The sequence below is a fragment of the Pseudoalteromonas sp. BSi20652 genome (assembly GCF_000239855.1).
In the GTDB taxonomy this organism is placed as follows: Bacteria; Pseudomonadota; Gammaproteobacteria; order Enterobacterales; family Alteromonadaceae; genus Pseudoalteromonas.
On record NZ_BADT01000191.1, the window covers coordinates 78,924 to 105,321 of the forward strand.

Annotated in this window: 21 protein-coding genes and 4 pseudogenes; 7 read left to right on the forward strand and 18 right to left on the reverse strand. The window is 37.8% G+C overall.

The genetic code is table 11. The features are described from left to right. Positions 1 to 273: 273 nt before the first annotated feature. From P20652_RS03510 to P20652_RS03475, 8 genes are all read right to left on the reverse strand, one after another. The gene (locus P20652_RS03510; RefSeq protein WP_008171401.1) at positions 274 to 795 is read right to left on the reverse strand and encodes a hypothetical protein; all 522 of its coding nucleotides are present in this window, start codon (positions 793 to 795) and stop codon (positions 274 to 276) included. A gap of 376 nt (positions 796 to 1,171) precedes the next feature. Next, entirely contained in the window at positions 1,172 to 1,450 is a 279-nt protein-coding gene (locus P20652_RS03505; RefSeq protein ID WP_008171402.1) for a peptidylprolyl isomerase, read from the reverse strand. Between the two features lie 120 nt (positions 1,451 to 1,570). Continuing rightward, complete coding sequence (locus tag P20652_RS03500; RefSeq protein ID WP_008171404.1) at positions 1,571 to 1,993, reverse strand: hypothetical protein; 423 nt, start codon at positions 1,991 to 1,993, stop codon at positions 1,571 to 1,573. Positions 1,994 to 2,300: 307 nt separating this feature from the next. After that, positions 2,301 to 2,726, reverse strand: a complete 426-nt coding sequence (locus P20652_RS03495) for a thiol-disulfide oxidoreductase DCC family protein (protein ID WP_008171406.1) — start codon at positions 2,724 to 2,726, stop codon at positions 2,301 to 2,303. A 27-nt stretch (positions 2,727 to 2,753) separates the two neighbouring features. After that, positions 2,754 to 3,281, reverse strand: coding sequence for a response regulator transcription factor (locus P20652_RS03490; protein ID WP_008171408.1), 528 nt, complete (start codon positions 3,279 to 3,281; stop codon positions 2,754 to 2,756). Then, a complete protein-coding gene (locus P20652_RS03485; RefSeq protein ID WP_193371791.1) occupies positions 3,278 to 4,519 on the reverse strand; it encodes a HAMP domain-containing sensor histidine kinase in 1,242 nt (413 codons plus the stop codon). Before P20652_RS03485 ends, P20652_RS03490 begins: the two co-directional genes overlap by 4 nt. Positions 4,520 to 4,580: 61 nt before the next feature. Then, positions 4,581 to 4,985 carry a DUF4440 domain-containing protein gene (locus P20652_RS03480; RefSeq protein WP_008171412.1) on the reverse strand — a complete coding sequence of 135 codons (405 nt, stop codon included), beginning with the start codon at positions 4,983 to 4,985 and terminating at the stop codon, positions 4,581 to 4,583. 8 nt (positions 4,986 to 4,993) lie between these two features. Then, positions 4,994 to 6,301: an amidohydrolase family protein gene (locus tag P20652_RS03475; protein WP_008171414.1), complete on the reverse strand. Its 1,308-nt coding sequence runs from the start codon at positions 6,299 to 6,301 to the stop codon at positions 4,994 to 4,996. 153 nt (positions 6,302 to 6,454) lie between these two features. Between P20652_RS03475 and P20652_RS03470 the strand changes: the two genes are divergently transcribed. Together P20652_RS03470 and P20652_RS03465 are read left to right on the forward strand one after the other, a co-directional pair. After that, positions 6,455 to 7,534, forward strand: a complete 1,080-nt coding sequence (locus P20652_RS03470; protein WP_008171417.1) for a ketoacyl-ACP synthase III — start codon at positions 6,455 to 6,457, stop codon at positions 7,532 to 7,534. Between the two features lie 70 nt (positions 7,535 to 7,604). Then, entirely contained in the window at positions 7,605 to 7,991 is a 387-nt protein-coding gene (locus P20652_RS03465) for a VOC family protein (protein ID WP_008171419.1), read from the forward strand. Between the two features lie 38 nt (positions 7,992 to 8,029). On the opposite strand, the gene P20652_RS03460 is transcribed toward P20652_RS03465, so the two are convergent. Together P20652_RS03460 and P20652_RS03455 are read right to left on the reverse strand one after the other, a co-directional pair. Further along, positions 8,030 to 9,394, reverse strand: a complete 1,365-nt coding sequence (locus P20652_RS03460; RefSeq protein WP_033017905.1) for a M17 family metallopeptidase — start codon at positions 9,392 to 9,394, stop codon at positions 8,030 to 8,032. A gap of 87 nt (positions 9,395 to 9,481) precedes the next feature. Beyond that, entirely contained in the window at positions 9,482 to 9,904 is a 423-nt protein-coding gene (locus P20652_RS03455) for a hypothetical protein (protein ID WP_033017908.1), read from the reverse strand. 601 nt (positions 9,905 to 10,505) lie between these two features. Between P20652_RS03455 and P20652_RS03450 the strand changes: the two genes are divergently transcribed. Both P20652_RS03450 and P20652_RS18880 read left to right on the forward strand, forming a co-directional pair. Continuing rightward, positions 10,506 to 13,154: a TonB-dependent siderophore receptor gene (locus P20652_RS03450; protein WP_008171426.1), complete on the forward strand. Its 2,649-nt coding sequence runs from the start codon at positions 10,506 to 10,508 to the stop codon at positions 13,152 to 13,154. Positions 13,155 to 13,433: 279 nt separating this feature from the next. After that, positions 13,434 to 14,868: pseudogene (locus P20652_RS18880) on the forward strand (sulfotransferase). Here P20652_RS18880 and P20652_RS18885 read toward each other — a convergent pair. Beyond that, positions 14,865 to 15,774, reverse strand: a pseudogene (locus P20652_RS18885) (alpha/beta fold hydrolase). The pseudogenes P20652_RS18880 and P20652_RS18885 overlap by 4 nt on opposite strands. Positions 15,775 to 15,902: 128 nt before the next feature. Between P20652_RS18885 and rlmF the strand changes: the two are divergent. Both rlmF and ltaE read left to right on the forward strand, forming a co-directional pair. Continuing rightward, the gene (gene rlmF / locus P20652_RS03445; protein WP_008171435.1) at positions 15,903 to 16,835 is read left to right on the forward strand and encodes a 23S rRNA (adenine(1618)-N(6))-methyltransferase RlmF; all 933 of its coding nucleotides are present in this window, start codon (positions 15,903 to 15,905) and stop codon (positions 16,833 to 16,835) included. A 23-nt stretch (positions 16,836 to 16,858) separates the two neighbouring features. Beyond that, a complete protein-coding gene (ltaE, locus tag P20652_RS03440) occupies positions 16,859 to 17,863 on the forward strand; it encodes a low-specificity L-threonine aldolase (RefSeq protein ID WP_008171437.1) in 1,005 nt (334 codons plus the stop codon). On the opposite strand, the gene P20652_RS03435 is transcribed toward ltaE, so the two are convergent. The 7 genes and pseudogenes from P20652_RS03435 to P20652_RS21165 all read right to left on the reverse strand — a co-directional run bounded on the left by P20652_RS03435 (position 17,846) and on the right by P20652_RS21165 (position 24,727). Next, on the reverse strand, positions 17,846 to 18,430 hold the full coding sequence (locus P20652_RS03435) for a thymidine kinase (RefSeq protein ID WP_008171439.1): 585 nt from the start codon (positions 18,428 to 18,430) through the stop codon (positions 17,846 to 17,848). The two genes, ltaE and P20652_RS03435, sit on opposite strands and share 18 nt — an antisense overlap. 360 nt (positions 18,431 to 18,790) lie before the next feature. Continuing rightward, entirely contained in the window at positions 18,791 to 19,261 is a 471-nt protein-coding gene (locus P20652_RS03430) for a methylated-DNA--[protein]-cysteine S-methyltransferase (protein ID WP_008171441.1), read from the reverse strand. A gap of 211 nt (positions 19,262 to 19,472) precedes the next feature. Further along, positions 19,473 to 19,955 carry a GNAT family N-acetyltransferase gene (locus P20652_RS03425; protein WP_008171443.1) on the reverse strand — a complete coding sequence of 161 codons (483 nt, stop codon included), beginning with the start codon at positions 19,953 to 19,955 and terminating at the stop codon, positions 19,473 to 19,475. Positions 19,956 to 19,965: 10 nt separating this feature from the next. Further along, positions 19,966 to 22,935 (reverse strand): response regulator, encoded by a 2,970-nt coding sequence (locus P20652_RS21150; RefSeq protein ID WP_237707149.1) that lies wholly within the window; start codon positions 22,933 to 22,935, stop codon positions 19,966 to 19,968. Then, positions 22,868 to 23,290 carry a PAS domain-containing protein gene (locus P20652_RS21155; protein WP_370587559.1) on the reverse strand — a complete coding sequence of 141 codons (423 nt, stop codon included), beginning with the start codon at positions 23,288 to 23,290 and terminating at the stop codon, positions 22,868 to 22,870. The genes P20652_RS21150 and P20652_RS21155 overlap by 68 nt, the downstream gene beginning before the upstream one ends. 51 nt (positions 23,291 to 23,341) lie before the next feature. After that, positions 23,342 to 23,940 (reverse strand): annotated as a pseudogene (locus P20652_RS21160) (PAS domain S-box protein); the annotation flags it as partial. 106 nt (positions 23,941 to 24,046) lie between these two features. Further along, positions 24,047 to 24,727, reverse strand: a complete 681-nt coding sequence (locus tag P20652_RS21165) for a hypothetical protein (RefSeq protein ID WP_008171453.1) — start codon at positions 24,725 to 24,727, stop codon at positions 24,047 to 24,049. A 523-nt stretch (positions 24,728 to 25,250) separates the two neighbouring features. Between P20652_RS21165 and P20652_RS19955 the strand changes: the two are divergent. Continuing rightward, a pseudogene (locus P20652_RS19955) lies at positions 25,251 to 26,330 on the forward strand (PepSY-associated TM helix domain-containing protein). Positions 26,331 to 26,398 lie beyond the last annotated feature (68 nt).

The following is a 26,398-nucleotide window of genomic DNA, read 5'->3' on the forward strand; positions in this document are numbered from 1 at the left end:
AAGCGGCTTGTAATTGTTTGCTAAAATGTGAAGCGAAGCGGAACCGAGCAAACTGTTACGAGTCCTAAAAGTTAGGATGGGTGTCAATGCTATTTCATGCAGGTTCCCAATGACGTTGTCAGTAGATACAAGCTTCTTCATTGGTTTCCTATAACTGAGCATATCACTGCCTTAAACAGCGAAGTAAACATAGATTGTTTTGGGTTATTACGCTAAAGTCACACCAAAAAAAACGAAGCTTATGCAGTTTGATGGAAGGCTGCGTTATACATTTTACTTAGTGTATACTTTACCCATTATCCTAATTTCTTTAATGGAGTCTGGTGCAAGTTCAAAATAAAACTTTTGCTTTTTACCCGCTTTACTGGGTATGGTGACATTTAAAGGATTACCTTCACCTTTAGCCAGATTAGTAGCATAACCATCAATATCTATGGCAATTATATTTTCAGACTCGACTAAGTTTATTACTCGAACTGGATGTTCGTTACTATTTTTAAAACCTAATTCAATGGAAGATACCGTATCCGACTCCTTATTCACGTTCAATAGCTTTATACTTAGATATTTTTCAAGATCGGTTCCATTGTCAATTAAAACTGCTCCATCTTGACTTAAGCCTGTTTTGCGACCTTCATCCACCCCCTCGTCTGCACCTTCGATTAAATCTTTACTGAACTTTACTAGACCAGAAACCATTGACTTTGTGGTTTCAGTAACTGTATTTTCCTTTTCAGCTTCGGCATACGATAGAGAACTAACAATTAATAAATATACAAATAAAATTTTTTTCATTCTAATCCCAAGTTAATCTAGATATTTACACAAAAATGTATAAAAATTTTGTCTTCGTCATTTTTGTTTTATAAATAGACAAATGTCCATATATTACAATGTATTTATCTTAGCCATCAAATAAACACCTGTAAACAATTAGTTAACTCCAAAACCTTTTAAGTTAGTGCAAAAATACACCGAAATGGTGGAGATCAGTAATATTAGACAAAACAACAAGAGCTGTTTATTTATACAGTTTTTTTATTAAGGAGGAAATTAAGAAAGTTAAGATGATACCCATCCTAATTCTTAGTTCGCCAAAATATAAAATTTAGGATAGGTGATGAGAAGGACGCTTGCTAAGACGCGTCAATTATTAAACAGTTTAAATAAACTAAGTACGATAAAGTACTTTAATTACATGCCAGCCAAATTTTGTTTTAACCAGATGTGGCTCTAAAATTGCACCTTTAAATGCAATTTTGTCAAACTGTGGAACCATTTGGCCGCGTCCAAATTCACCTAAGTCTCCGCCTTTTTTGCCCGATGGGCATGACGAATACTTTTTAGCTAAGGTTTGAAACTTTGCACCTTTACCCAATTGCTTAATAATATCTTCTGCAATTTCTTTGTGCTTAACCAAAATGTGAAGTGCATGTGCTGTGTTTGCCATTAAAAAAGCCTTTTATACCGTTAGCTAAAATTAAACGCGGCGATTTTAGCACAGCCACCTAAACCTAGCATCTACTTATAGCTAACCAATCTAATAATTGGCAACACTCAATAGTACACTTTAATTCACGAAACCTGATATTTGATCTAAGCAGCTATATTCAGGGTCTGAGAATGGGCTTAACCTAGTTACTTTCCTTATTCGTGGTGCTTTACTTTTTTCATGGCTGGAAATAACGCCCTCCACTAAAAGCATTCTATTGCTACAACGCTTAACAAACCCCTCCGTTACATCACCGTAAAATGGGAATACTAAGTATTGCTTTGACATATTCTCTAAAGCTGCACGATCTTCATAAAAATCAAGGTGTCCATAATATCCAACTAAGCACACTTTAGTTCCAATCAGCTCACTTTGATTCTTAAATAGTTGACCCCATGATACTTTTTTACATTCAATATTTTCCTGTAAAGGAAATGCTTTTACAGAAAAAACAGCTACTATTAAAAATAACAATTTAGACATAGATATAAATTTTTTCATATTTTCCTCCTATGTTTACAATAAGAAAAATTATACATTTGGCTTCTATTAATTTTCGGGGAGGATAGCCCTATAACGCATCCGTACACTCTAACCTGAGAGGCCTAGCCATTTTATAACCTATCAATTTGTATAAATTAATACCTCAAGATTAGTAGTAATCAACCAAAGGCAAGAAGAAAAAACCCTAACAGCTGACCGATGCATAAGCAGCTTATATTGCATCATTGCGGTTATTCCACTGCTTAAAGTATTTGTCTAATGGAGCACTATGATTCAAAACATTAGTAAATTTCTTTACCTGCGTTCAGGTTAAATAATGTTTAGCATCCTCTGGGTTGGGAATTCTGCAATACTGATATTTTCCAAATAACGAATACCGATTTAAAGCAACCCTATCGTATAACCAATTATTAAACCTATTTGGCAAAATACTGAATACGTTTGCTAGCTTGTATGGGTAACCTAGCTGCTTAACAACGTTAAAAAAAGCATGACTTTGTGTATACGCTTTACCGTTTTCAACAAACACCATTGAGACATATTCACTTGTTGAAAAACCAAAATGCGTTAACAACAGTTCCCCTTTTGGAGATTGCACGCTGCATAATTTAAAAATAGTATTAGTGTCGTGAGCAATAATAAAGTTACACCACGCGCTGCAAAGCTTACATTGCGCATCAAATAATATAATTTTTTGATTTTGTATTATTGTCGCTGCATCATCGCTCATAACACTTTCCTTAAATTAAGTACTAAATTACTGCTGCACCGGCTTTTTTTGTAACTTGCGCTGCAAAGTACGTCTATGCATATTAAGTTGCCGCGCGGTAACCGACACATTGCCATTATTACTGTGTAATACTTGTTGAATATGCTCCCACTCTAAACGCTCTGGTGACATAACCGCATCATCAATAACACTCGATGCCGATGCCACAGGCTCGGTGTTAAGCGCTTTTAATAATGTTGCCATATCAACCGGCTTAGTAAGGTAGTCGTTTGCGCCTAAACGCATTGCCTCTACTGCGGTTGCTATACTTGCAAACCCAGTTAGTAAAACAATATGAGCCTGAGTGAGCAAACTACGCAGCGGCTTTATGAGTGCAAGTCCGTTGTCGTCACCTAGTTTCATGTCTAATAAAACAAAGTCGGGCAATAGTTTGCGCGCAGCAAGTAACGCATCACTTTGATTATGCGCCACCTCGCAGGTAAAGCCTTGTTTAGTTAGGCGCCTTGCTAGTGTGCTGGCTAAATTAATGTCGTCTTCAATTATAAGTAACTTCATGAGGCGTTATTCTCAGTGTTTACAATAGCGAGTTTAACTTTGGCGACAGCGCCGCCATCGATATGGTTAAACAAGGTAAGTGAGCCATTTAAACGCTCAAAAGTAACGTTTGATAAAAGCACAGCAAGCCCCATTCCTTGATCACTTGGCATAAGTTGCCCGCCCAGCTCTGCTAATTGCGATGATGAAAAGCCAGGGCCAAAATCGCGAATTAACAAGTAAACGCATTCACTATGTAAGTTATCTTGCTGCCAACTCAGCTCTAATTGAGTTTGACCTTGTTTTTGATTAGCGAGCGCGGCGTTTTGCAATAAATTTAAAATAGCAGGCAATAACATGGCATCACTTATCAATGTTGCTGCAATAGGTGGCGTAATCCATTTAATTTGCTGATCAGGGTATTGCAGTAGAAGTGTGTCTGTAATTTGTGTCTGCAGTTGCTTTACGGTGGTATGCTCTTGCGAATTTTTAAGACGTAATTGCTCTGAGAGTTTTCTAAAGTCGTTAAGTTGCGTACTACACTGAGTAAGCGGCGCTTGCATGTGCTTAACAATGGGGTTGTTTGGTTGGTCTTCTAATAACTCTTCAAACAATAGCTGTAAATTTGCAATTGGGGTCGCTAGTTGATGGGTTATTTGTGCAGCGGCCCCATCAAGGGTAACAAGCTGTTCATTACGTAATTGTTTTTCACGCACGTTTGCAATAATTCGCTCTCGCTCTTTAAGTGCCCTGCTCATTGCGCCAATCACTAATGCGATTACGCTAGCACTTAAAACAAAATTAACCCACATGCCAATAAAGTGACCACTCATATTCATTTGATGCATGCTGTGATCGGGCATCTTAATCAGTAAAAAACTGTATGCGGCAATAGCTAATACCGCAATATAAGCTAATCCTTTTTCTCGCAGCGTAACAGCAGCGATCATTATTGGCAGCAATAACAGTGATACAAATGCATTGGTTGCACCGCCACTTAGTGAGAGCAAAACCGTTAAAAATAATACATCAGCGGTTAGCTGCATCAACATACCCAAAGGTTTAGCGCGGCTTACATTACGATAGGCAAACAGGCTAATAAGCTGAAACACAGCCTCAACGGCAATAACAATCAGTAAAGGCAGTAATGCAATTTGATGTTCAAGTAAAAAATAAACGCTAAGCACCGCGATTAATTGCACCGCAATAGCGCCGCTTCGCAGCATTAATAGTCGACTAATGGTGGGGTCGGTTTGCATTAACAAGAGGTTATTGCCCAATCAAATATTTAATAAGGTTATTTTAACGGTTATGTAATTTTTAATCATCATCCATCGAAATTGAAAACGGCGCACAAGGCGTTCCTTGGTGAAACACCATTTGCCATTGCTCACCTTGCTTACGCCAAAGCGACATACGCAATGAATAATTAAATTCACTGCGAGCAGAGCGCCTATAAGCTGCTTGATAACTAAGTTGCACTACATCATCGCTCAGCATTCGGCCCTTAAAATGCTGATTATAAAACTGTGGCACAACCTCGGTAGGTAAGCGGGTAAGTACTTGGTATTTATTAAATGTAGTGCCATTGGCAGCAATTTCGATAAATTCATCATCGAGTAAAGCATCTAATGCGCGCTCAGATTGGCGAACTTCTGGGTCTAGTAACTGGCGCTCAGCGTCAATCAAATGATTAAACAACGACACTTTTATTTTGCTGCTCATAACCTTCCCTATTGTTTATAAACTTGCCCGGCTTTCATAACAAATTGCACGTTTTTAAGTACGTCGATATTTTTAAGCGGTGAGCCATTCACACTGATAATATCTGCTTGTTTACCAACACTCAAGTCGCCAATGAATGCGCTTTGCCCCAGCAGTTTAGCTGCATGTATGGTTGCTGATTTAATAGCTTGGGCTTCGCTCATTCCATTGTTTACCATTAAACTAAATTCGTTAGCATTGAGCCCATGACGCGACACCCCAGAGTCTGTTCCAAAAGCTATATTAACCTTGTTTTTCAGTGCAAGTTTAAACGAAGCCTGCATTTTTGGAGTCACTTCACGCACTTTGTCGGCTATTGCCGGTGGCATATTTGGATTTGTAAGCACCTCTTCACTTACCGTTGCACCCGCTAAAAGCGTCGGTACTAAATAAGCTCCCGTTTTTTTAAATAACTTTATTGCCTCTTTATCTAAATAAGAGCCATGCTCAATAGAATCTACACCGGCTTTTAAGGCCGCTTTTATACCTTGTGTACCGTGTGCATGCGCTGTAACTTTACGCCCCAAGTGATGAGCAGTATCAACAATTGCAATCAGCTCTGCATCTGTAAGTTGTTGGTTAACACCAGCAGCGGTATTACTTAGTACTCCACCCGTGGCAGTAATTTTAATTACATCAGCGCCACTTTTAATTACCTCGCGTACCGCACGGCTACAATCATCCGCGCCATTACAAATACCAATCCCGCCTGTAACCGCATCTGTAATATCTTTTCGATAACCGTGCATATCTGCGTGTCCACCGGTAGGCGATATTGTATTACCCGCTGCAAAAATGCGAGGGCCGTTAATATCATTTCGTTCAATAGCACGTTTTAGCGGAAATATTACTTTATGATCGCTACCTAAATCCCGCACTGATGTAAACCCCGCATCAAGCGTACGTTGTAAATATTTGATTGAGCGCAAAGCATAATCGGCATCATATTCTGTTGCCCAGCGATGAGGGTTTGCTTTAGCATCTCGCTCAAACGTAACGTGAACATGCATATCAATAAGACCAGGCATTACAAATTGATTTTTAAGATTGATAATATCGGCATCAGGTAGGTTAAGTTCTGCCTTTGTAAGGTAGCCACTTTTAATGGCTGTTATTGTATTATCTGTTATGACTAACGTTTGCTCTGTTTTTACTTTTTGATCCTCGGATGCAAGTAAACTGCCCGCATAAATAATTTTATGCTGTTGAGCAAATGCCCCATTTGTTATTAACGCCATCGTTATTGCAGTGAATGTTGTTATTAATGTTGTTTTCATACTTGCTCCTTTTTTATACTAGCAATACCTTAAATAACCTGTAATTGCGAATATTTACGATACAAAGCATGCTATAAACTAGTCTTGAAAGCCGTTTTTTGGTATAACTCCCCCATTAGTAACACATGTCAGACCACCTTAAGAGAACATACTATGCCTTACGCACATATCACTGGTTGGGGTAAATGCATTCCACCAGCAAGCATTAGCAACGATGAAATTAGTGAAATAGTTGATACCACCGACGAGTGGATAACCACGCGTACAGGCATTAAATCTCGCCGAGTGAGCCATGTAAGTACCGCCGATCTAGCAACCGTTGCTGCTAAGCATGCTATTGCCTGCGCAGGCGTTGATCCTAAAGATATTGATTTAGTGATATTAGCAACCTGTACACCTTCTACTGTTGTGGCAAATACCGCCTCGCAAGTGCAAAAAAATATTGGTGCAACCGGTGCTGCCGCAATGGATACAAACGCAGCATGTTCGGGCTTTTTATATGCATTGCAAGCTGCTACAGCACAAATTCAAGCCGGTATGATCAAAAAAGCAGTCGTTATTGCCGCTGAACGTATGACCTGGTACGTAAACTGGGCACGTCGCGACAGCGCTGTTTTATTTGGTGATGGCGCAGGTGCAGTAATACTTGAAGCAGCAGATACGCCAGCGGGTTTACTTGGTACCAAAACTGGTTGTGACAGTGAAGACCGCGATATTTTACACATCACTAATTTTGGTAGCGATTTAAATAAATATGAGCCAATTGGCCCATCTGATTTATTATTTGAAGGTCGTGAAATTTTCAAACGAGCTGTAAAAGGCATGAGTGAAGCGTGCGACGACGTGCTTAAACAAGCCGATTTGAGCCTTGATGATATTAATGTACTCGTTCCACACCAAGCTAACTTACGTATTATTCAGGCTATTCAGCATCGTTTAAAAGTACCTGACGAAAAAGTGATGGTTAACATTGGTGAATATGGTAATACCTCGGCGGCTACTATTGCTATTGCGTTATGTGAAGCCGTTGAGCAAGGGTTAATTAAACCGCATTCAAACATTATGTCTGCTGCATTTGGTGCAGGCCTTACCTGGGCTGCAAGTTACATAAAATGGGGCGAACGTGTAACGCCTATTAGTGTAAGCGATGCTGCTTTACCGCCGTGTGATAAAACTGGTTTAGAGCTTGTAGCACCGGCCGTTAAAGCATGTAAAGAAGCGCAGCCAAGCTAATACAACATGTAATAAGCAACATATAAAACGCACTTATTTAAGTGCGTTTTTGCTTTTTAAGGAATTAAATTTGAAACTTTTAGGTATTCACCACGCTGCGATTATTTGTAGTGACTATGCACGTTCTAAACACTTTTATAGCAATGTACTTAAACTTAACGTTATTAATGAGCACTTTAGAGCTGATCGTAATTCATATAAATTAGATTTAGCCATGCCCGATGGTAGCCAAATAGAGCTATTTTCGTTTGATGGTTCGCCCGAAAGACCCAGCTATCCCGAAGCACAAGGCTTAAGGCATTTAGCTTTTAAGGTAGCAGATATACAAACTGCAAAAACGTATTTAGAGTCGTGCGATGTAAACGTTGAGGATATTAGAGTGGATGAAATAACCGGCAAAAAGTTTACCTTTTTTGCCGATCCAGATGACTTGCCACTTGAGCTTTATGAGGTTTAAAACTCATAAGCTCAAGTTCTTACTATTGAATCAAAAACTTATTTATTAAAACGATTTTGTAAGTAGTTAAATACAGCACGAATACCTAATGCTTCACCACCCGTTGGACGACCTGGTAATGCACGTAAGTTCCACGCCATTACATCAAAATGTACCCACGGTGTTGTTGGTTCAACAAATTCTTTTAAGTAAAGCGCTGCAGTAATAGCACCACCAAACGGTGTACTTGCGCAGTTTGCCATATCGGCTACATCACTTTTTAGTAAGCTTTTATATTGCTCAAACAACGGAAGTTGCCAAACAGGGTCATGGACACTTAAACCTGCATCAATAATACCGTTTGCTACATCGCGCTGCGTTGAGAAAAAGCCCGGAAGCTCCGTGCCTAACGCAACACGACATGCACCCGTGAGGGTAGCAAAATCAATAATTAGCTCAGGATTATCGTTTTGTGCTTCGCTTAATGCATCACACAATACTAAGCGCCCTTCTGCGTCTGTATTATCAATTTCGACCATAATGCCTTTGCGTGTTTTAACAACATCGCCAGGGCGAAATGCATTGCGCGATACTGCATTTTCAACAGCGGGTACAAGCACTCGTAATCTAATTGGTAAGTTAGCTGCCATAATAAGCTGTGCTAGTGCAATTACGTGCGCCGCGCCGCCCATGTCTTTTTTCATGTTACGCATGCCAGAGCTTGGTTTTAAATCAAGTCCGCCCGAGTCAAAACATACGCCCTTACCTACTAGTGTAATTAATGGAGCATCTGTTGCGCCCCATTTTAAATCAAGTAAACGCGGTTTATTTTCGCTTGCACGACCCACCATGTGAATAGTCGGGTAGTTTTGCTCTAGTAACTCATCGCCAATCCACTGTGAAAATTCGCCATTGTAAGTTGCAGCTAAATCTTCCATTACTTGCGATAAATGTTGCGGCATCATATCTACCGCTGGAGTATTAACTAAATCACGTGCAAGTGTAATGGCATCAGCTTGTTGGCTAATACGGTCAAACAACACTTTATCGCTAATGGCTAATTGCGCTTTTGCTGTTGGTTTTTCTTTATATTCACTAAATTCGTAACCACCAAGCACAAACCCTAAAGCAACTTGCTCTACAAAAGCGCTCTCGCCTTGAATTTGATAAGTACCAGTAGGAAGTGTATTTGCTAAATTACCCGCAGCCCAAAAATCATCGCTACTTTGCATTAAACAAAATACCTGGCTTAACTCGCCCGTTTTAGCATCAGGGATTAAAGCAACACCTTGCTTTTCGAAACCTGTATTAGTTAACCAATTTTGTATAAATGCAGGCTGCTGTGCTTGCCAGTCAGATAATTCGTTTTTAAGAATAAAAGATAAAGAAATACCAGAAGATGTATGACGTAGTAATGCACTCATTAAAAAGCTCATATAATATAAAAATGGTACTTAAGAGCATATCAATAAGCGCACCTAAAAGGTATTGCTAATTTAAAGGGATTTTAATTACTTTTTTAAGCTGTTTTTAGATTCTTGCTTTTGATTTTCTTGATCTATTTTAGCATCTAGTTCTTTAATAGATTTGTTCATATTAAACGAACTTGGCAGTACATCAACTCCCACCAAACTCCCTAATTTAACAACTAAAGGAATTGTAAGCGGGGCAAAAGGTAATACTGCAAACACACCGAGTCCTAACCCTTTTAAAATATCAACAAATTGCTCATTTGCGCGTTTTAACTCTTCTTTACTTGTTTGACCTTGAGTGTAGCGTCTATAAATAGAGAGCATTTCTTTGGTTTCTTGTTTTTCTTGCGCAAGTGCAATTTTAAGCGCCACCATAGCACGGCGAAAACGCAGCTGTTGGCGTTTTTTACTAATTTTAACTACCCGCCAAGGTGCACGGTGAATAACTTTATATATTCGCATAGCTTGCATTTTCACACACGGCGCTTAGTTAACAAAGAATAATTTACTTGCTAAGGCCGTTACTTTGCTCTTTGCACCAATCTAGCACTTACAAGCAATTTAGAATGCAACAAACGCCAAGCTCCATCATAACTAAACCCACGCACCCTAAATCAGATGACTATTGCCGCTGCGGTAGCTGTTCTGCCTGTGTATGAGGCGAATACAAAGAAAAACCAGCTCCATAGAAAGCAACCTCCACTCTTTAAAAACAACAAAAAAGAAACAAAGCAGTAACATTTAAACTATAACTTTGCATTAAATCACCTAATTAAACTCACTTTGCACTGAATCAGTTCATTTACAGCCCCTTTATGCACCATTGTTGCAAATTTACTTCTCTTGTGCTTTTTTGTTATTTAATGGTTAATTAGCGATTGCCCTCCTCGTTTTTTATGTATAGGCTGTTAATAGGACATCACAAAAAGTAAGCCAAATTGACTAGGCTGTTTTAAAAAAACGATAATTTTTAAATACTTTTGTGAACTTAATAAATTTAAAAACAAGTGATGTGTCAGTTTAACGTCGCAACATAAAATTATTCTAACTGGGGAAAATTAGAATGAAACTTAAAAATAAAGCGCTAAATCAAGCAATTAAATTTGCCTTAGCAACAACCACTGCAGGGTTGTTTATTTCAGGTTCTGCTGTAGCAGCAGATGAGCAAGCACAGGTTAAAGTTAATAAGAATTTAGAGAAAATTGCCGTAGTAGGTACGCGCTCAGCTCCACGTTCAATCGGTGATTCACCGGTTCCTATTGATATTATTGGTGGTGAAGAGCTTGAAAAATCAGGCAATACTGACATGCTTGAGCTTTTAAAAGGTGCAGTGCCATCATTTAACGTACACCAAAACCCTATTAGTGACGCGGCATCTCTTGTTCGCCCAGCTAACTTACGTGGTTTACCATCAGACAGCACATTGGTTCTTTTAAACGGCAAACGTCGTCACCGTGCATCTGTAATCGCATTTTTAGGCGGTGGTATTAACGATGGTGCGCAGGGCTCTGATATTTCAGTTATTCCAAGTATTGCGATTAAACAGGTAGAAGTACTTCGTGACGGTGCTGCCGCTCAGTACGGTTCTGATGCTATTGCCGGTGTAATGAACTTTCAACTAAAAGACGCATCTGAAGGTGGCAAATTAGAAGTTCGTAAGGGTCAGTATTACGAAGGCGACGGTGACACTACGCAGATTTCAGGTAACGTAGGCTTACCATTTACCGATAACGGTTTTGCCAATTTAAGCTTTCAATACAAAACATCTGATGCAACAAGTCGCTCAGTTCAACGTCCAGATGCAGCTGCTTTAGCCGCTGCGGGTGTTGAAGGTGTATCTTCTTTAGCTCAAGTTTGGGGTGCACCAGAAGTAGATGACGACATTTCAATTTTTGGTAACGTTGGTTTAGAGCTAACTAACGACTCAGAATTTTACATGTTTGGTAATTACTCTGAACGAGATGTACGTGGTGGATTTTACTACCGTAATCCAACAACTCGTCCTGGCGTATATGGCGGAAATATACGTGAAGTTAACGGCGTTAATATGCGCCGCCCTACTGATGAAGCAGGACAAGCTGCTTGGGATGCTGCAACTCCAACTGTATTAGTGGGTTCTTTAGATGGTTATGACGCTCAACTAGATTGTCCACTAGTGGAAATTCAAGCTAACGGTGCGCCAGATCAATCTGCAATAGATTCACTAACCTCTGCTAATTGTTTTGCATTCAATGAAACTATACCAGGCGGGTTTACACCTAACTTTGGTGGCAACATTACTGATACCTCTTTAACTATCGGTACTAAAGGTATGTTTACTGGTGGCTTCTTAAAAGACGCTTACTATGACTTAAGTGGTACAGTAGGGCTTAATGAATCTCGCTACTTTATTTTCGACACAGTTAATGCATCTTTAGGCTTAGACTCACCACGTGACTTTAGCCCAGGTAAATACTCGCAACTAGAGAAAAACTTTAACTTTGACATCTCCAAAGGAATTGATTTTGGTTTAGCCTATGATGTAAATGTAGCCGGTGGCCTAGAATGGCATGAAGAAACATTTACGGTAATATCTGGCGATGTAGCATCATTTACAGCGGGTGAATTTACTGAACAAGGTTTTGGTATAGGCTCTAATGGCTTTCCTGGTTTTAAACCATCAGATGCGGGTGAATATACCCGTCGTAACTACGCAGCATTTGTAGACATTGAAGCCCCCTTTACTGAAGACTTTTTGGTTGGTTTAGCTCTACGTTTTGAAGATTACGACAGCTTTGGTACTACAACAAACTACAAAGTTATGGCTCAGTATCATGTTACTGAAGACTTAAACATCCGTGGTTCTGTAAGTACGGGTTTCCGCGCGCCAACAGTGGGTCAAGCTAACGTAAGTAACGTCCAAACAAGCTTAGATAATGGCGTACTACAAGATTCTGCATTGCTTCCACCAACAAACCCAATCGCTGTACAGCTTGGCGGAACAGAACTTGAACCGGAAGAATCACAAAGCTATACATTAGGTGCAGTATACACAGTAGGCGATTTATTCTTGACACTTGATTACTACAATATTCAAGTAGATGACCGTATTAGCCAATCAGATAAAATCAACTTAAGCCAAGCAGACAAAGATACCCTTGAAGCTGCAGGTGTACCTAATGTTCAGAGTCTTGCACAAGTAAGCTTTTTTACAAATGACTTTGATACAACAACGCAAGGTATCGATTTAGTTGCAAACTATACAGCTGAATTAATGGGTGGCAGTTCAACATTTAGTCTTGCTTACAACTGGAATGACACTGAAGTAACTCAATTTAGTGATATTACAGGCGCGTTTAAAGTACAACGTTTAGAAGAAGATTTACCTAATCATCGTGCAACGTTCACATTGTCTCAACAGTGGGAATCAATCTCTGCATTTGCCCGTGCAAATTACTACGGCGAATATCAAGGTGTTCATGTTGATTTTGATGAAACAGCTAAAACTGCGGATTCTGCAGTCACTATTGATGCTGAAGTAACTTACTTCTTAAATGAATCAATTAGCTTCTCAGTTGGTGCTCAAAACCTATTTGACCAAGATGCTGAAAAGCTAGATTTTGCTGATAGAATTGATACGCCTAACAATAACTGGGGTGGTCAGTTCTACGAAACATCTCCGTTTGGTATTAATGGTGGCTTTTACTACGCTAAAGCAACATATACTTTCTAAACTATTTTCATGAAGAACCAAAGGCGAAATGTTAAAACATTTCGCCTTTTTAATTTTATAGTGAATAAAAAATAATAATGTATGATATTAATTGCATTAAATAAGTGTTCTATTATAGCGTGGATGTAATAGCGTAATAACAAGGCGAAATTATGACATAGTGTTGCTTCCGGTAATTGCTTTCTGCACCCATTCAATCGACTATGAATAATTTTTAATGCAGTGAGTGCGCTATTTAACACAATAAAATGATCATATTTTTAATAAAATCGGTAAATTATGCTACTTACAAAAGCCAACCAACTACTGCAGCAAAACAAACTCAAAGAAGCAGAATTTCATTATAAAGCACTACTAAAAAGCAGCCCTGATAATGGTGAAGCTTTATTTGGCTTAGGTAGAATTGCACTACGACTACAACGCTATGATTCTGCTGTATACCTACTCCAAAAAGCCTGTGAGCGCATGCCTCATATGCTTGAACCATTACACGCCCTTGCTGATGCATTTAACGGTGTTAATTCGCCAAACGATGCGCTAACGGTGCTTGAATACGCAAAAAAGTTGGCAAGTCATAATCCAGATCCTCACTATTACTTAGCCCAACACTACTTAACACATGGCGATCTAGATAAAGCCCATACAACCTTTGCTCATGCACTTAGCATTGGTGTATACCCCGTTACCGCGTATATTTTATTTGAATTAGCTCAATTAGGTCGTTTTAATAAAGAACATAACTACGTTAGTAACTTGCACCATTTTTTAACTCAAACAGATAATCTACGATTAAAAATGGTGTGTTATTATGCCTTGGCAAAAAGTTACGATGCCCTTGAAGATACTGATCAAGCATTCAATTACTTTGTACTGGCAAATAAACTACAGAGAAAACTAAGTAATTTTAACACTGACGATTTAACTACGTTTTATGACGAAATAATAAAATATAATACCAATGCACTGATTAGCTCTGCCAGTAAGCAATTTACAGGCAATGTTACACCCGTATTTATTATTGGTATGCCTAGAAGCGGCTCGACATTACTTGAACAAATGCTCGCTAATCACAGTGAATTTAGCAGCATAGGTGAAAGCACAAGTATAAGTAACAATGTGGCTGTTTTTTTAGAGCAAAAAACGGGCTTTGCGTATCCACAATGCTTAAACCATTTAACACATGAACTTGTTGTTCAAGCGCGCGAAATTTATATAACCACGTTAAAAACCGCTACGCCTATTAAACCGTTTATTATTAATAAACTACCAAGTAATTATCAGTCTATTGGGCTTATACATATACTATTTCCTAATGCGAAGTTTATAAACTTAGACCGCGACTTTAACGCTACAGTCGTTTTCTGTTTTTAGTAATTACTTTGCTGAAAACGAGCCTTACTTTTGCTCACTTGTTGAATTTAAGCAATATCATGCTTTATATACAAAGCTAATGATTCACTGGCAAACAATACCCGCACTGTCTATTTACAACATTCACTACGAAGAGTTAGTAACAAACCCAAAAGAGCAGCTTACATCACTACTGAGTTTTTTAGGCTGTCAATTTGAAGAAAGCTCATTAGCATTTTATAAGCGTAACTCGCCTGTAAACACACTAAGTAAACATGCTATTCGTCAACCAATAAACAACACTGCTGTTGCAAAATGGGAGCGTTATAAAACTCCATTACTAAAATTACTCAATGAAAGTTAAATCGCAGGATGGGCGTTAAACCAATTAAGTAAATCTTTAAACTGATCTTTTCGGGCATCTGGATGAGTGAGCATATTAATATGATCGTAATCAAAATGATGCCCGTGTTTACGCCCATAAATCAGCATTTTTTGAATGCCTGGCCCCGATTCATCCATAAATTTTTGAATATCGATTGGTTGCGCTAATGCTTTATCTTTTACTGCGGCTATATGCAGCGTAGGAGGAACATTCAGGTTTTTAAGTGCTTGTGCATAGTTAAAACCGTCATCAGAGTCTATCCATGGTGTTTTTTTAGCCCACTGCATACTTTGAAAATGCGATTTTTGGCTTTCGTCATCGCTTCCCCATTTTAAACGTTTTGCTGGTAAATAACCGTGTTTTTTAGCAAGCAATGGCGCCAATAAAAACCAAATCAAATTGGCTTGTAGTAACTTTTTAGGGTGGTTATTAAATAAAGAACGCTTAGAGCCAAAATACACACACGCTTTTACATCATTAATATATTCAGGAAAACGTGCAAACACACTGTTCATCAATACACCACCCCACGAATGCGCTACCCAGTAGTCAGGCTTTTTTACCTTCGAGTAATTCTGTTTGATTAATAAAGGCGGGAATATCTTCTAAAATGGACTCGGTTTGTCCATATTGTGCTTGACGTGAAATAACCGGTTTACTATCGCCTCGGCCGCGTAAGTCAGCGACATAGCAACGATAGCCTTGTTCGGCTAAAAAAGGGGCTAATCCTTTGTTGCTATGAGTATAAAAAATTTTCCCATTTTCAATTGCCCCATGCATAAAAAATACAACAGGACCTTGTTGATTATCATCGGCTATACGACGTAAATGAAGGGTTTGCTGACTATCTAAATTAATTATTATTGACTGCTGAGAAATTGCCACAGTTATTCCTTTTTATTATTTTCAACTCATCCTACCAGTAATATTGAATTTACCAAAGGAAATGTCTGCACTTTACACATCAGCATTTGTTACAATTACCCCATCATATCTGTTGTTAAAATGAAGCCATGAAAGAAAATAAAGCACGTTCAAAATTACACCCTCGTAACCAACATAAAAATGGGTACGACTTCGATTTATTAACAACCGAGCACCCTGCTCTACTGCCCTTCGTTATAACAACACCTGCTGGTACTAAAAGCATTGATTTTAGTGATAACAAAGCTGTTAAAACACTCAATCAAGCTCTTTTAAAAGCACATTATAGTATTGATTTTTGGGATATTCCTGCGCATAACCTATGCCCTCCAATACCTGGTCGTGTTGACTATATTCACTACTTGGCCGACTTATTAAGTGATGATAATCAAAAAAAAATACCTTTTGGTAAGCAAATTAAAGTGCTTGATATCGGTACTGGCGCTAACTTAGTTTATCCACTTACTGGTACAAGTGAATATAAGTGGCATTTTACGGGGAGCGATATTGATGCAGCATCAATAAAAATAGCGAAACAAATTGCCCAATTTAATGGCTTAAAAGTAACGTTAAAACACCAAAAAGATGCATCACATATTTTTAAGGGCGTAATAAATCAAAAAGAGTTATACCACTTAACTTTATGTAACCCTCCGTTTCATGCCAGTGCTGAAGAAGCGACAAAAGGCAGCGAACGAAAGTGGAAAAACTTAGGTAAAACACCAAGTAATGCACTTAACTTTGGCGGTCAAAATAATGAATTATGGTGCGATGGCGGCGAAGTTAAATTTATCTCTAATATGATTAAAGAAAGCGAAGATGTTGCTGAACAGGTAATGTGGTTTACTTCTTTAGTCTCTAAAAAAGACAACATTGCACCGCTAGAAGAAGTATTAAAAACGCATCCAATAGCCGAATATAAAATAGTTGATATGGCACAAGGACAAAAAATTAGTCGCTTTATTGCCTGGAGCTATTTTGATAAAGAAACACGCGAGCAAATTTGCAGCGAACTGGCTTAAACCATTAAAAGGATAAGGAAATCATGATAGACTTTCGCTCTGATACGGTTACAAAACCCTCAAAAGAAATGCGCGATATTATGCACAATGCACCTGTTGGTGACGATGTGTATGGTGATGATGAAAGCGTTAACCAGTTAGAAGCTTATGCGTGTGAGCGTTTTAATTTTGAAGCCGCACTTTACTGTAGCTCAGGCACACAAGCTAATTTGCTTGCATTAATGGCACATTGTGAGCGTGGTGACGAATACATTTGTGGCCAAAATGCGCATAACTATAAATTTGAAGGCGGTGGCGCGGCAGTTTTAGGATCAATTCAACCGCAACCTATCGAAAACGAAGCCGATGGCAGCATTAGCTTTAAAAAAATAGCCGCAGCAATCAAACCAGCCGATTTCCACTTTGCTAATACGCGTTTACTAAGTTTAGAAAATACGATTGGCGGCAAAGTACTCTCTATTGAGTACTTTTCCCAAGCACGCAACTTTGTTAATACGCATAATTTAGCACTGCACTTAGATGGCGCACGTATTTTTAATGCCGCTGTTGAGCTAAACGTTGATATCACTGAAATCACAAAACACGTTGATTCAGTCTCTGTTTGTTTATCTAAAGGATTAGGTGCGCCCGTTGGCTCGTTACTATTAGGTACGCAGGCACTTATTAATAAAGCAAGGCGCTGGAGAAAAGTACTTGGCGGCGGTATGCGTCAAGTAGGAATGCTTGCAGCTGCTGCACAATATGCACTTGAGCACAATGTAGAGCGCTTAAAAGACGATCATGCAAATGCACGTTATCTGGCTCAACAATTAAGTCAAATCAGTGGCTTTACTGTAGATATGAGTAATACCACTAATATGGTTTACGCAACCTACACTAGCAGTATAAACATTGAAGAGATTGCTGAGGCACTTAAACAACAAGGAATATTATTTAGCCCAAGTAAACAACTTAGGCTAGTAACGCATTTAGATATTACGCGCAAAGATATTGATACATTTATAACGGCATTATCGACCCATATTTAACGCGGCTTTATAATGTTTGCGGCATACCGACACATAGCGGTCATTGCCGCCAATTTCCACCTGGTTACCATCTGCAATAGCATCACCGTTTTCATCTGTTCGTAGTACGTGGTTTGCTTTACGCCCACAGTGGCACACTGTTTTAAGCTCAACCAGCTTATCAGCCCATGCAAGTAAGTATTGAGATCCAACAAATAACTCGCCTCTAAAGTCGTTGCGCAAGCCATAACACAAAACCGGTATGCCTAACTCGTCAACTACATCGGTTAATTGCATTACTTGTTCTTTTGATAAAAATTGACATTCATCAACCAACACACAATGGCGTTTTTTGTCGTTATTAAGTGATTGAATCAGATCAAATACATCTTTACTCGCATCAAATACATGCGCATCCGCTTGTAAGCCTATACGAGATGACACCTTACCCACGCCTTGTCTGTCATCAATGGCTGCCGTTAGAATAACAGGTTCCATACCACGTTCTTTATAATTGAATGCAGATTGTAATAACGTAGTTGATTTACCCGCGTTCATTGCAGAGTAGTAAAAATATAATTGAGCCATTGGGGTGCCATTTTATAAAAAAGTGCGCTTATGCTACCTCAATATTAAATTAATACCAATTTGCATAGTTAATTTGCCAATAATATTTATTCTTTAAACACTAAGGCGCGTTGAGCTTTGGGTTCTTCCTAGGGACGATTGATTCTTTGTTTCCTACATTAATACAGGTGAAGGGCGTAAGCAGGACGTGGAAGCTTTGCTCGGTTTTTACTTATTATTACATGGATGTAAGGCAGTGGATAACGCAGAAGTAGTTACCGAGCCCACTAGATTACACACCTTGCTTCACGATTAAATCGCCCCTAGATTGAACAAATTTCAATCCACAAAGATCACACTCTTTAGTGGCAAGTGATGAAATTACATTAATCCTTCATGCTCCAATAACCAACGTTTTCTATCAAGCCCACCCGCATAACCCGTTAACTTTGCATTTGCACCAATGATTCTATGGCACGGTACAATTATGCTAATCGGGTTTTTACCGTTAGCAGCACCGACTGCTCTTACTGCTTTTGGGTTTTTTAGAATGTTAGCAATATAACCATATGTTTGAGATTGACCAAAAGGCACTGTTAACAACGCTTGCCACACATTGTGTTGAAAGGGTGTACCTTTAGTGTCGAGTGGAACATCAAACGTGGTTCGTTGTTTATTAAAATACTCGTTTAATTGCGCAACGCAGATGAGCACAGCTTTGTTAGTAATATTACTTAAGGGTGTAAATGAATACTCCTTTGGAGGATAAAATCCAACGTAACTCACACCTAAGTCACTAGCTTGAATAATTATATCGTCTATTGGGCTAGGTATTTTTGTTTGAATTATCATTATAATTGCTGCCAAAGTTGAAACGTTAGACAATATCGAAAAGGTGCACAGTCAACGCAATTAAAAGGGATTGCTGCTGACTCAGGATAAAGTAAATTTAATCACTTTTTTTGACCTAAAATCATCTGTGCATTTATCACATACTTTATTGACTAACCCATAATATAAATATAAATGAAAATGAATTTTTATAACTTAAACTAAACTCAGGTTACTTAGCAAAGTCAATTAATTCCTTCCCTGTTAACCTATAAATAATCCACTCAGTTTGCGGCTTAGCACCAATACTGTCGTAAAAATCTATCGCGGGTTTATTCCAATCAAGCACAACCCACTCAAATCGACCGCAGTTGTTTTGTAGAGCCGTACTGGCTAAGTGCTTCATTATTGCTTTACCTGCTCCTTTACCACGGTTATCGGGGCTCACATATAAGTCTTCTAAATACAGACCATTTTTTCCAAGCCACGTAGAGTAGTTATAAAAATAAACCGCAAAACCAATTGGCTCATCACCATCTAAACATAAAATACTATGCGCAGTTGCACCTTCGCAAAATAATGTATCTAAAATAGCTTGTTCGTTAGTTTTAACCGCATCTGGCTCTTTTTCGTAAATTGCCAGTTCGTTAATAAAATGCAGAATTGTTTTTGCATCACTTGGCTGCGCATCACGAATTTCAATTACTTTACTCATTTAACTTTCCCTAAATATACTGTTCTAATTTATCTTTTAAAATAGCTAATTGAATTGGTTTGCTTAGGTAATTATCCATTCCTGCATCAAAACAACGCTGTTTATCCGACTCCATAGCATTAGCCGTTAGCGCTATTATTTTAATGTCTTTATGTTTATCACCCGCGTCACCATTTCTAATCGCAGCGGTTGCATCAAAACCATCCATAACCGGCATTTGGCAATCCATTAACACCACGTTAAAGTAGCCATCCTCGTGTTTACTCAAAATATCGACCGCTTGTTGACCATTTTCTGCCAGCGTAATGTCACAGTTTAGCTTTTTAAGCATTAAGGTAGACACCCGTTGATTAATTAAGTTATCTTCAACCAATAATATGTGAGCATATCTCTGTAGCTTTTCTTTTCTCAAAGATGAAATATAGCCAGATGTTACCAAAGGTAATACATCATTGTGTTTATTATTAGTGATAACACAAAGCGCAGAAATCATATCGGCCGTGGTCACTGGCTTAGGAAAATAAGCCTGAAATCCGGCGTCTGAATAGCGTTGGGCGCCTTCCATTCCCGCAATACTGGTCATCATTACCAGTGGCATATTTTTATAATCGTTATGTGCTTTGAGCGCTTTACAAAGTGCAATGCCATCCATACCTGGCATTTGCATATCAAGTACAGCAATATCGTACATTGTTTGTTTGTTATTAATGCGTTTTTCACACATTTCCAATGCTTCGTATGCATCACTGGCAAGCTCGACCTGAGCACCCCAATGCTCTAGCTGTTGAGATATTACAATACGATTTGTTTTATTGTCATCAACAACTAATACTGATAAGTTTTTTATATCAAGCTTGTGAATATAACGTTCTTTTTGGTCCCCTTGAGTTACCGATATAGTCGCTGTAAATTCACTTCCTGTACCGGCTTCACTTGTCAATGAAATAGAGCCATTCATTAGCTCGCATAACTGTTTACAAATAGCTAAACCTAACCCCGTACCACCATACTCTCGGGTTGTCGAAGCATCAACCTGCGAAAAAGGCGTAAATAACTTTTGTTGTTTTTTCTCATTTATCCCGATACCCGAATCTTTTACTTTTATTTGAAACGCTAAGCCTTTCTCTACTTTATTTATTTGAGCGCTAATAACAACTTCACCTTCGTTTGTAAATTTTACTGCATTGCTTAGAAGGTTTGTAAGTACTTGCCTAATTCGACCAGGATCGCCACATAGCTGTGCAGGCTCTAAGCGAACTAAATCAAGAATAATTTCAATGCCTTTTTCTTGTGCAGTAAATGCTTGTGCGGCAGCAATTTCACCAATTAAATCTTTTGCATTAAAGTTAATATTTTCGAGCTCAATTTTACCCGCCTCAGCTTTTGAGAAATCTAAAATGTCATTAATAACTCCCAATAATGAATGCGCACTACTTTTAGCAATGCCTACTTTTGTTTCTATTGATTTTGATAACGGCTCTAATTGAATAAGTTCTAGCATGCCCAATACACCATTCATTGGTGTTCTAATTTCGTGACTCATCGTGGCTAAAAACTGGCTTTTAACTATTGCAGCATCTTCAGCTTTTATTAATGCAATTTTGAGTTCTTCTGCTATTTCTTTTCTTCGTTGTGATACAAGCGTACTGCCTACTAACGTTGCTAATGAGCGTAAGTACGTTTCTTCGCTTTGCGTCCAATTATGGTGTTGACCTACTTTTTCAGCACACAAAACGCCTAGCTCACTGTTACCAATAGAAATAAAGGCATGAAGTATAGATTTTATATTTAAAGGGAATATGTAATCTTTAATAAACTCAGTGGTAGCAGGATGGTTGGTTACATCATTAATTGCCGTTAAATTATGCTCCCTAATAAACTGAAAATAATCAGGGTAATCAGCAATATGTAGTACTTCGCTTAATTCAACAAATCCTTGATCTTTAATATATAAACTGTGACAGCTCATGGCGTCGCTGGTGTCATTAAATATCCATAATTTGGCACGTTCAACTTCTAATACGTCGCACATTGATTTAACAATCAACTTTTCAACTTGTGTAACGTTACTATTTTGTACTTCTGGGGCAATGGTGAGTTGTGCAAGATTTTTATTGTATCTATTTGATTTTTCACTTTCTAACTCAAGTCGTTTATGTGCATCTATATTTTGAAATGATCCGTATACACGAACACATTCACCATTTTTAAATTCAGCTTGTCCCATAGATTTAACCCATCGTTCCTCCCCTTTATTGGTTAAAATAATAAGCTCAACACTCCAACTTTCACCTAAAGTAAGCGCTTTATTAAACAACTGTGATATTTTTTCGCGATGTTCCCCTGCTTTATAAAAATTTATAGCTGTTGTTAAATCAGGTTTATAATCTGCAGGTAATTCATGAATTACTTTTACCTCATCTGACCAATAAAGCGTTTGTGCCTTTAAGTTAATTTCCCATGCACCAATTCGACCCTGCTTACTCATTGATTCAAGCAAACTTTGCTGGCGGTTAATCTCTGATTGCGTATTGTAACGTTCGGTAATATCTAGAATAAATCCATCGAGATATATTACTTCATTTTTAGCGTTATAAATTGCTTGTCCGCGATCATGCACCCAACGAAGTGCTCCACTTTTATCAATTAATCTGTACTCTACCGACCATGATTTTTTAGCTTGTATACACTTACGGATCTCTATTTCAACTTCAGTTTTATCATGCTTATGCATTAAACAAAAAAAGCTCAACACTTTATTGTTTGTTAATTCATCTGGGGTATAGCCAGTAACCTCTAGAGTTTGCTCACTCAAATAAAGCATGACCCACGTATCATCAAACGTACATCGATAAATAATGCCGGGAATATTTGCAACCAGCGATGCAAAACGGTCGCGACTAATTTGTAATTCAAATTCGGTATGTTTTTGGCTGGTAATATCTAAATGCGTACCAATCATTCGTTTTTGGCGAACCATCACTATTGTATTCAACTACTTTTGCAGTATCTAGCACCCATACCCAATGACCTAGTTTGTGCTTCATTCGTGCTTCGCTGACGTAATAGTCCGTTTTTCCAGCAAAATGTTCTTTTAATTTTAAATCAGATTTAACTGCGTCTTCAGGATTAGCGAACCTATACCAAGTATCAATTGTGCAAGGTTCTAACTCACTGAGCTTATACCCTATTATTTCAGCCCAACGATTGTTAAAAGTCACTTTATTAGTATCTATATACCAATCCCAAATACCTACAGCAGTGCTGTCTATTACTAATTGAAGCTGTGTTTTATGTTGTTCTAATTCAAATTCTTGCAATTTTAACGCTGTCATATCTGTTCGTATTGCAACGTAACTTTGTGGTTTACCTTCATCATCTAAAAATGGGACTATGGTCGTATCTACCCAATAAAAATCTCCATCCTTGGCCTTGTTGCATATTTGCCCATGCCATATTTCAACTCTTTTTAGAGTTTTATACATCTCTTTAAAAATGCGTTAGGGTGCGTACCCGAATTTAGAAGTCGGTGATTTTTACCTAAAAGCTCATGCTCTTTATAACCACTCACTTCACAAAACTTTTTATTTACAAAAGTAATAGTCCCTTTTAAATCAGTGATAGCAACAATAGCATGTTCATCAAGCGCTGCTTTTTGTTCAGCCAGTTGTTTTAGTGCTATTTGCAGAGCAGAGCGCTGCTTTTGTAACAAACTTTTTTGCTCTTCTTTTACTTTAACTAGCTTGTGAAGATTAATTGATAACTGATTAAATTCAGTACTATCTTTTAAAATGGGAACTGTAATATCTTGACCATCTTTAATGCTTTCTACAATTTTGGTTAACCGAATTAAAGGGCGAGACAACCTGCGAGCAAACCACCATGATGAACATAAAATAAGAATCAAGACACCGGCATTTGTTAAAATAGCAAACTGTTTATAGTAGTCACTCCCTTTAAGAGCAGCCTCGGCTGGTTTTGACACGAACAGCTGCCAACCTTGTTCACTCAAAAAGTCTAAATCACTTATATAGGCATAAAATGTCTGATCACTGTTATCTGTAAATGTAAATATTTGCTGTGAAGGAGAGTTATTTTGAAGAAAAAAACTGATTATCTAGAGTCGTCGTCGTGGCTTGCTTTTCAACTTTTTTGTTATGCATTAAATAAAATGCAATATTGCTACTAGCTGCGTGTATTTTACTTAAATTATTTACTAACCCCTGTAAATTCACATCAGCGAGTAATATTTTCTGTAATTGATTTTGCGTGTTCACTATTGGCAATGCAATTATGTGGTGGCCTTTCCCATTAACCACAATAGTGCGAAAAAGTGGTTGAGAGGTATTACCTTCTTCAGTGTATATTGTTATAAAATCACGCTGCAGGGACTGACTAAAATAAGAATTAGGGGCAATATCAAAAGATGAGGTATCGATAAACTCAACATAATTAACAAAATCATAGTGTTTAACAAATTCGTTAGTTAAGTATTGCTTTTTGGCTGGGTTACTATCTAACTGCGATTTAAGTAAATATAGATCGTTCACATGGTCTGAAAACCAAATATTAGCAAACTGTTTGCCTATATTACTTAACTCATTAAGTTCGTTATTCGCATTGTGCCTAAGGGTATTATTTACATGCTGAAAACTAAACCAGGTAAGTAAACACACGGGTACTAATGCAATAATTATAAAAGTTGTAATCAGCTTATATCGAACAGTGTGTCCTTTGCCTGTAAACTGACCAAAGTTTAAACCTTTATCCATGCTTGGTTTCCAGCAGATTTTGTTGTTTTATATAACTTATATTAATGCACTAAATGTTAAAAGACGCAAGTTTTGAGCTGCAAACTCCTTAAAAAATAAATATTTAGCGCATTTTTAGCTGTTTAAAAATTATGGTGATATAAGCACTATTTTTATAAATGATTTTTTAAATGGGTTATAAATGACAATCGCTCACATCAGTACTTATAACTATGTAAATATCAGCAAAATAATAAACGATTTACCATTACTGGTGTTATAAACATATAACATACAGTATCACAATGTATTAACGGTTATCCTCAAAGGGAAAATGGTTAATAACAAACCCACTAAACATTTCAAACTAATTAGTCGGTATTAATTACGTTTTACATGGCCACTTTAATATTAAAAACGGCATAATCGAAAACTAGCATCTGTTAGATTGGCCATACATTTAACAAAAATATTATTTGATTGAAAATACATCGCATTATCATTTACAATAAACCACATTAAACTCATCATTGAGATATTGTCATTGAAACTCTGGTTAAGAAGAATTCACTTAAGCCTTGCCCTCATAAGCGGACTATTTTTATTAATAGTTAGCTTAACTGGTGCTGTTATGATTTATGCAAAAAATATTCAACATTTTATAGAGCCAGAAAAATGGCAAGTAACGCCGCAAACGCGTTCAATACATTACGATGCGCTTATACAAAATGTAGAAATGCAAACTGAGACAAAAAGTCATTCTTTTTTATGCCAGAACAAAAAGCGAATGCTGCATGGCAATTCAGGTTAACCAATAAACACTATGCCAGTGTTAACCCCTACTCAGGCGATGTAATAAACGTTTATGAATTAACTGACACCATCTACGGATTTGCTCAAGGCTTACATCGTTGGTTGTTATTTGAAAATAGTAAGGGTGAAAAAACCTTTAGAAATTGGATGTCGGTTTGTGCATTGATGCTTTTAGTCAATGTATTGCTCGGGTTTTATATATGGGTAAAGCCAAAAAATAGAATTAAACGTTTAGCTATAAAACCTGGGGCAAAATTAAGAGTATTACTGTATCAATTACACACAGTTTTAGGCGTATTCTTTTTCATTCCGCTAATATTTATTGCCTTTACTGGCATGTCTTTTAACTGGAAAACACAAACTCAATCAATCGTAGAGTTTGTCACTTTTGACAAAGTAGAAAACAGGCCTAAACCCCCAAAAATAGAAACGCCTATATCAGTAAACCTTCCCTACCAATATAATTTAGCGATTAAAAATGCTACGGCTATTTTTCCTAATGGCGAGTTATTTAGAATATATTTACCTAAAAAAGACAGACGAGCCATTGGCGCTCAGAATCAAAAACCCTGACGAAAGCCACGCTTATAGTTGGGTTTGGGTAAACCCTTATAACGCCAATATACTAAATTCATTCGATGCTAGTAAAACTAACCTTACAACACAGGTATGGAACTTTAAATATAAGTTTCATATTGGTGAATTTGCTGGCCCTGTAGTGCAATTTTTATGGTTATTAATCGCACTTTCGTTGACCTTTTTTATTGTAAGCGGCGTGTATTTTTGGTTAAAAAGACACAAGTGGAAATAAATTCCTTATCACCAATACAATTAGTTGATAATCATTGCCAACGGGGAATTATTATCAACTTAGCTTCG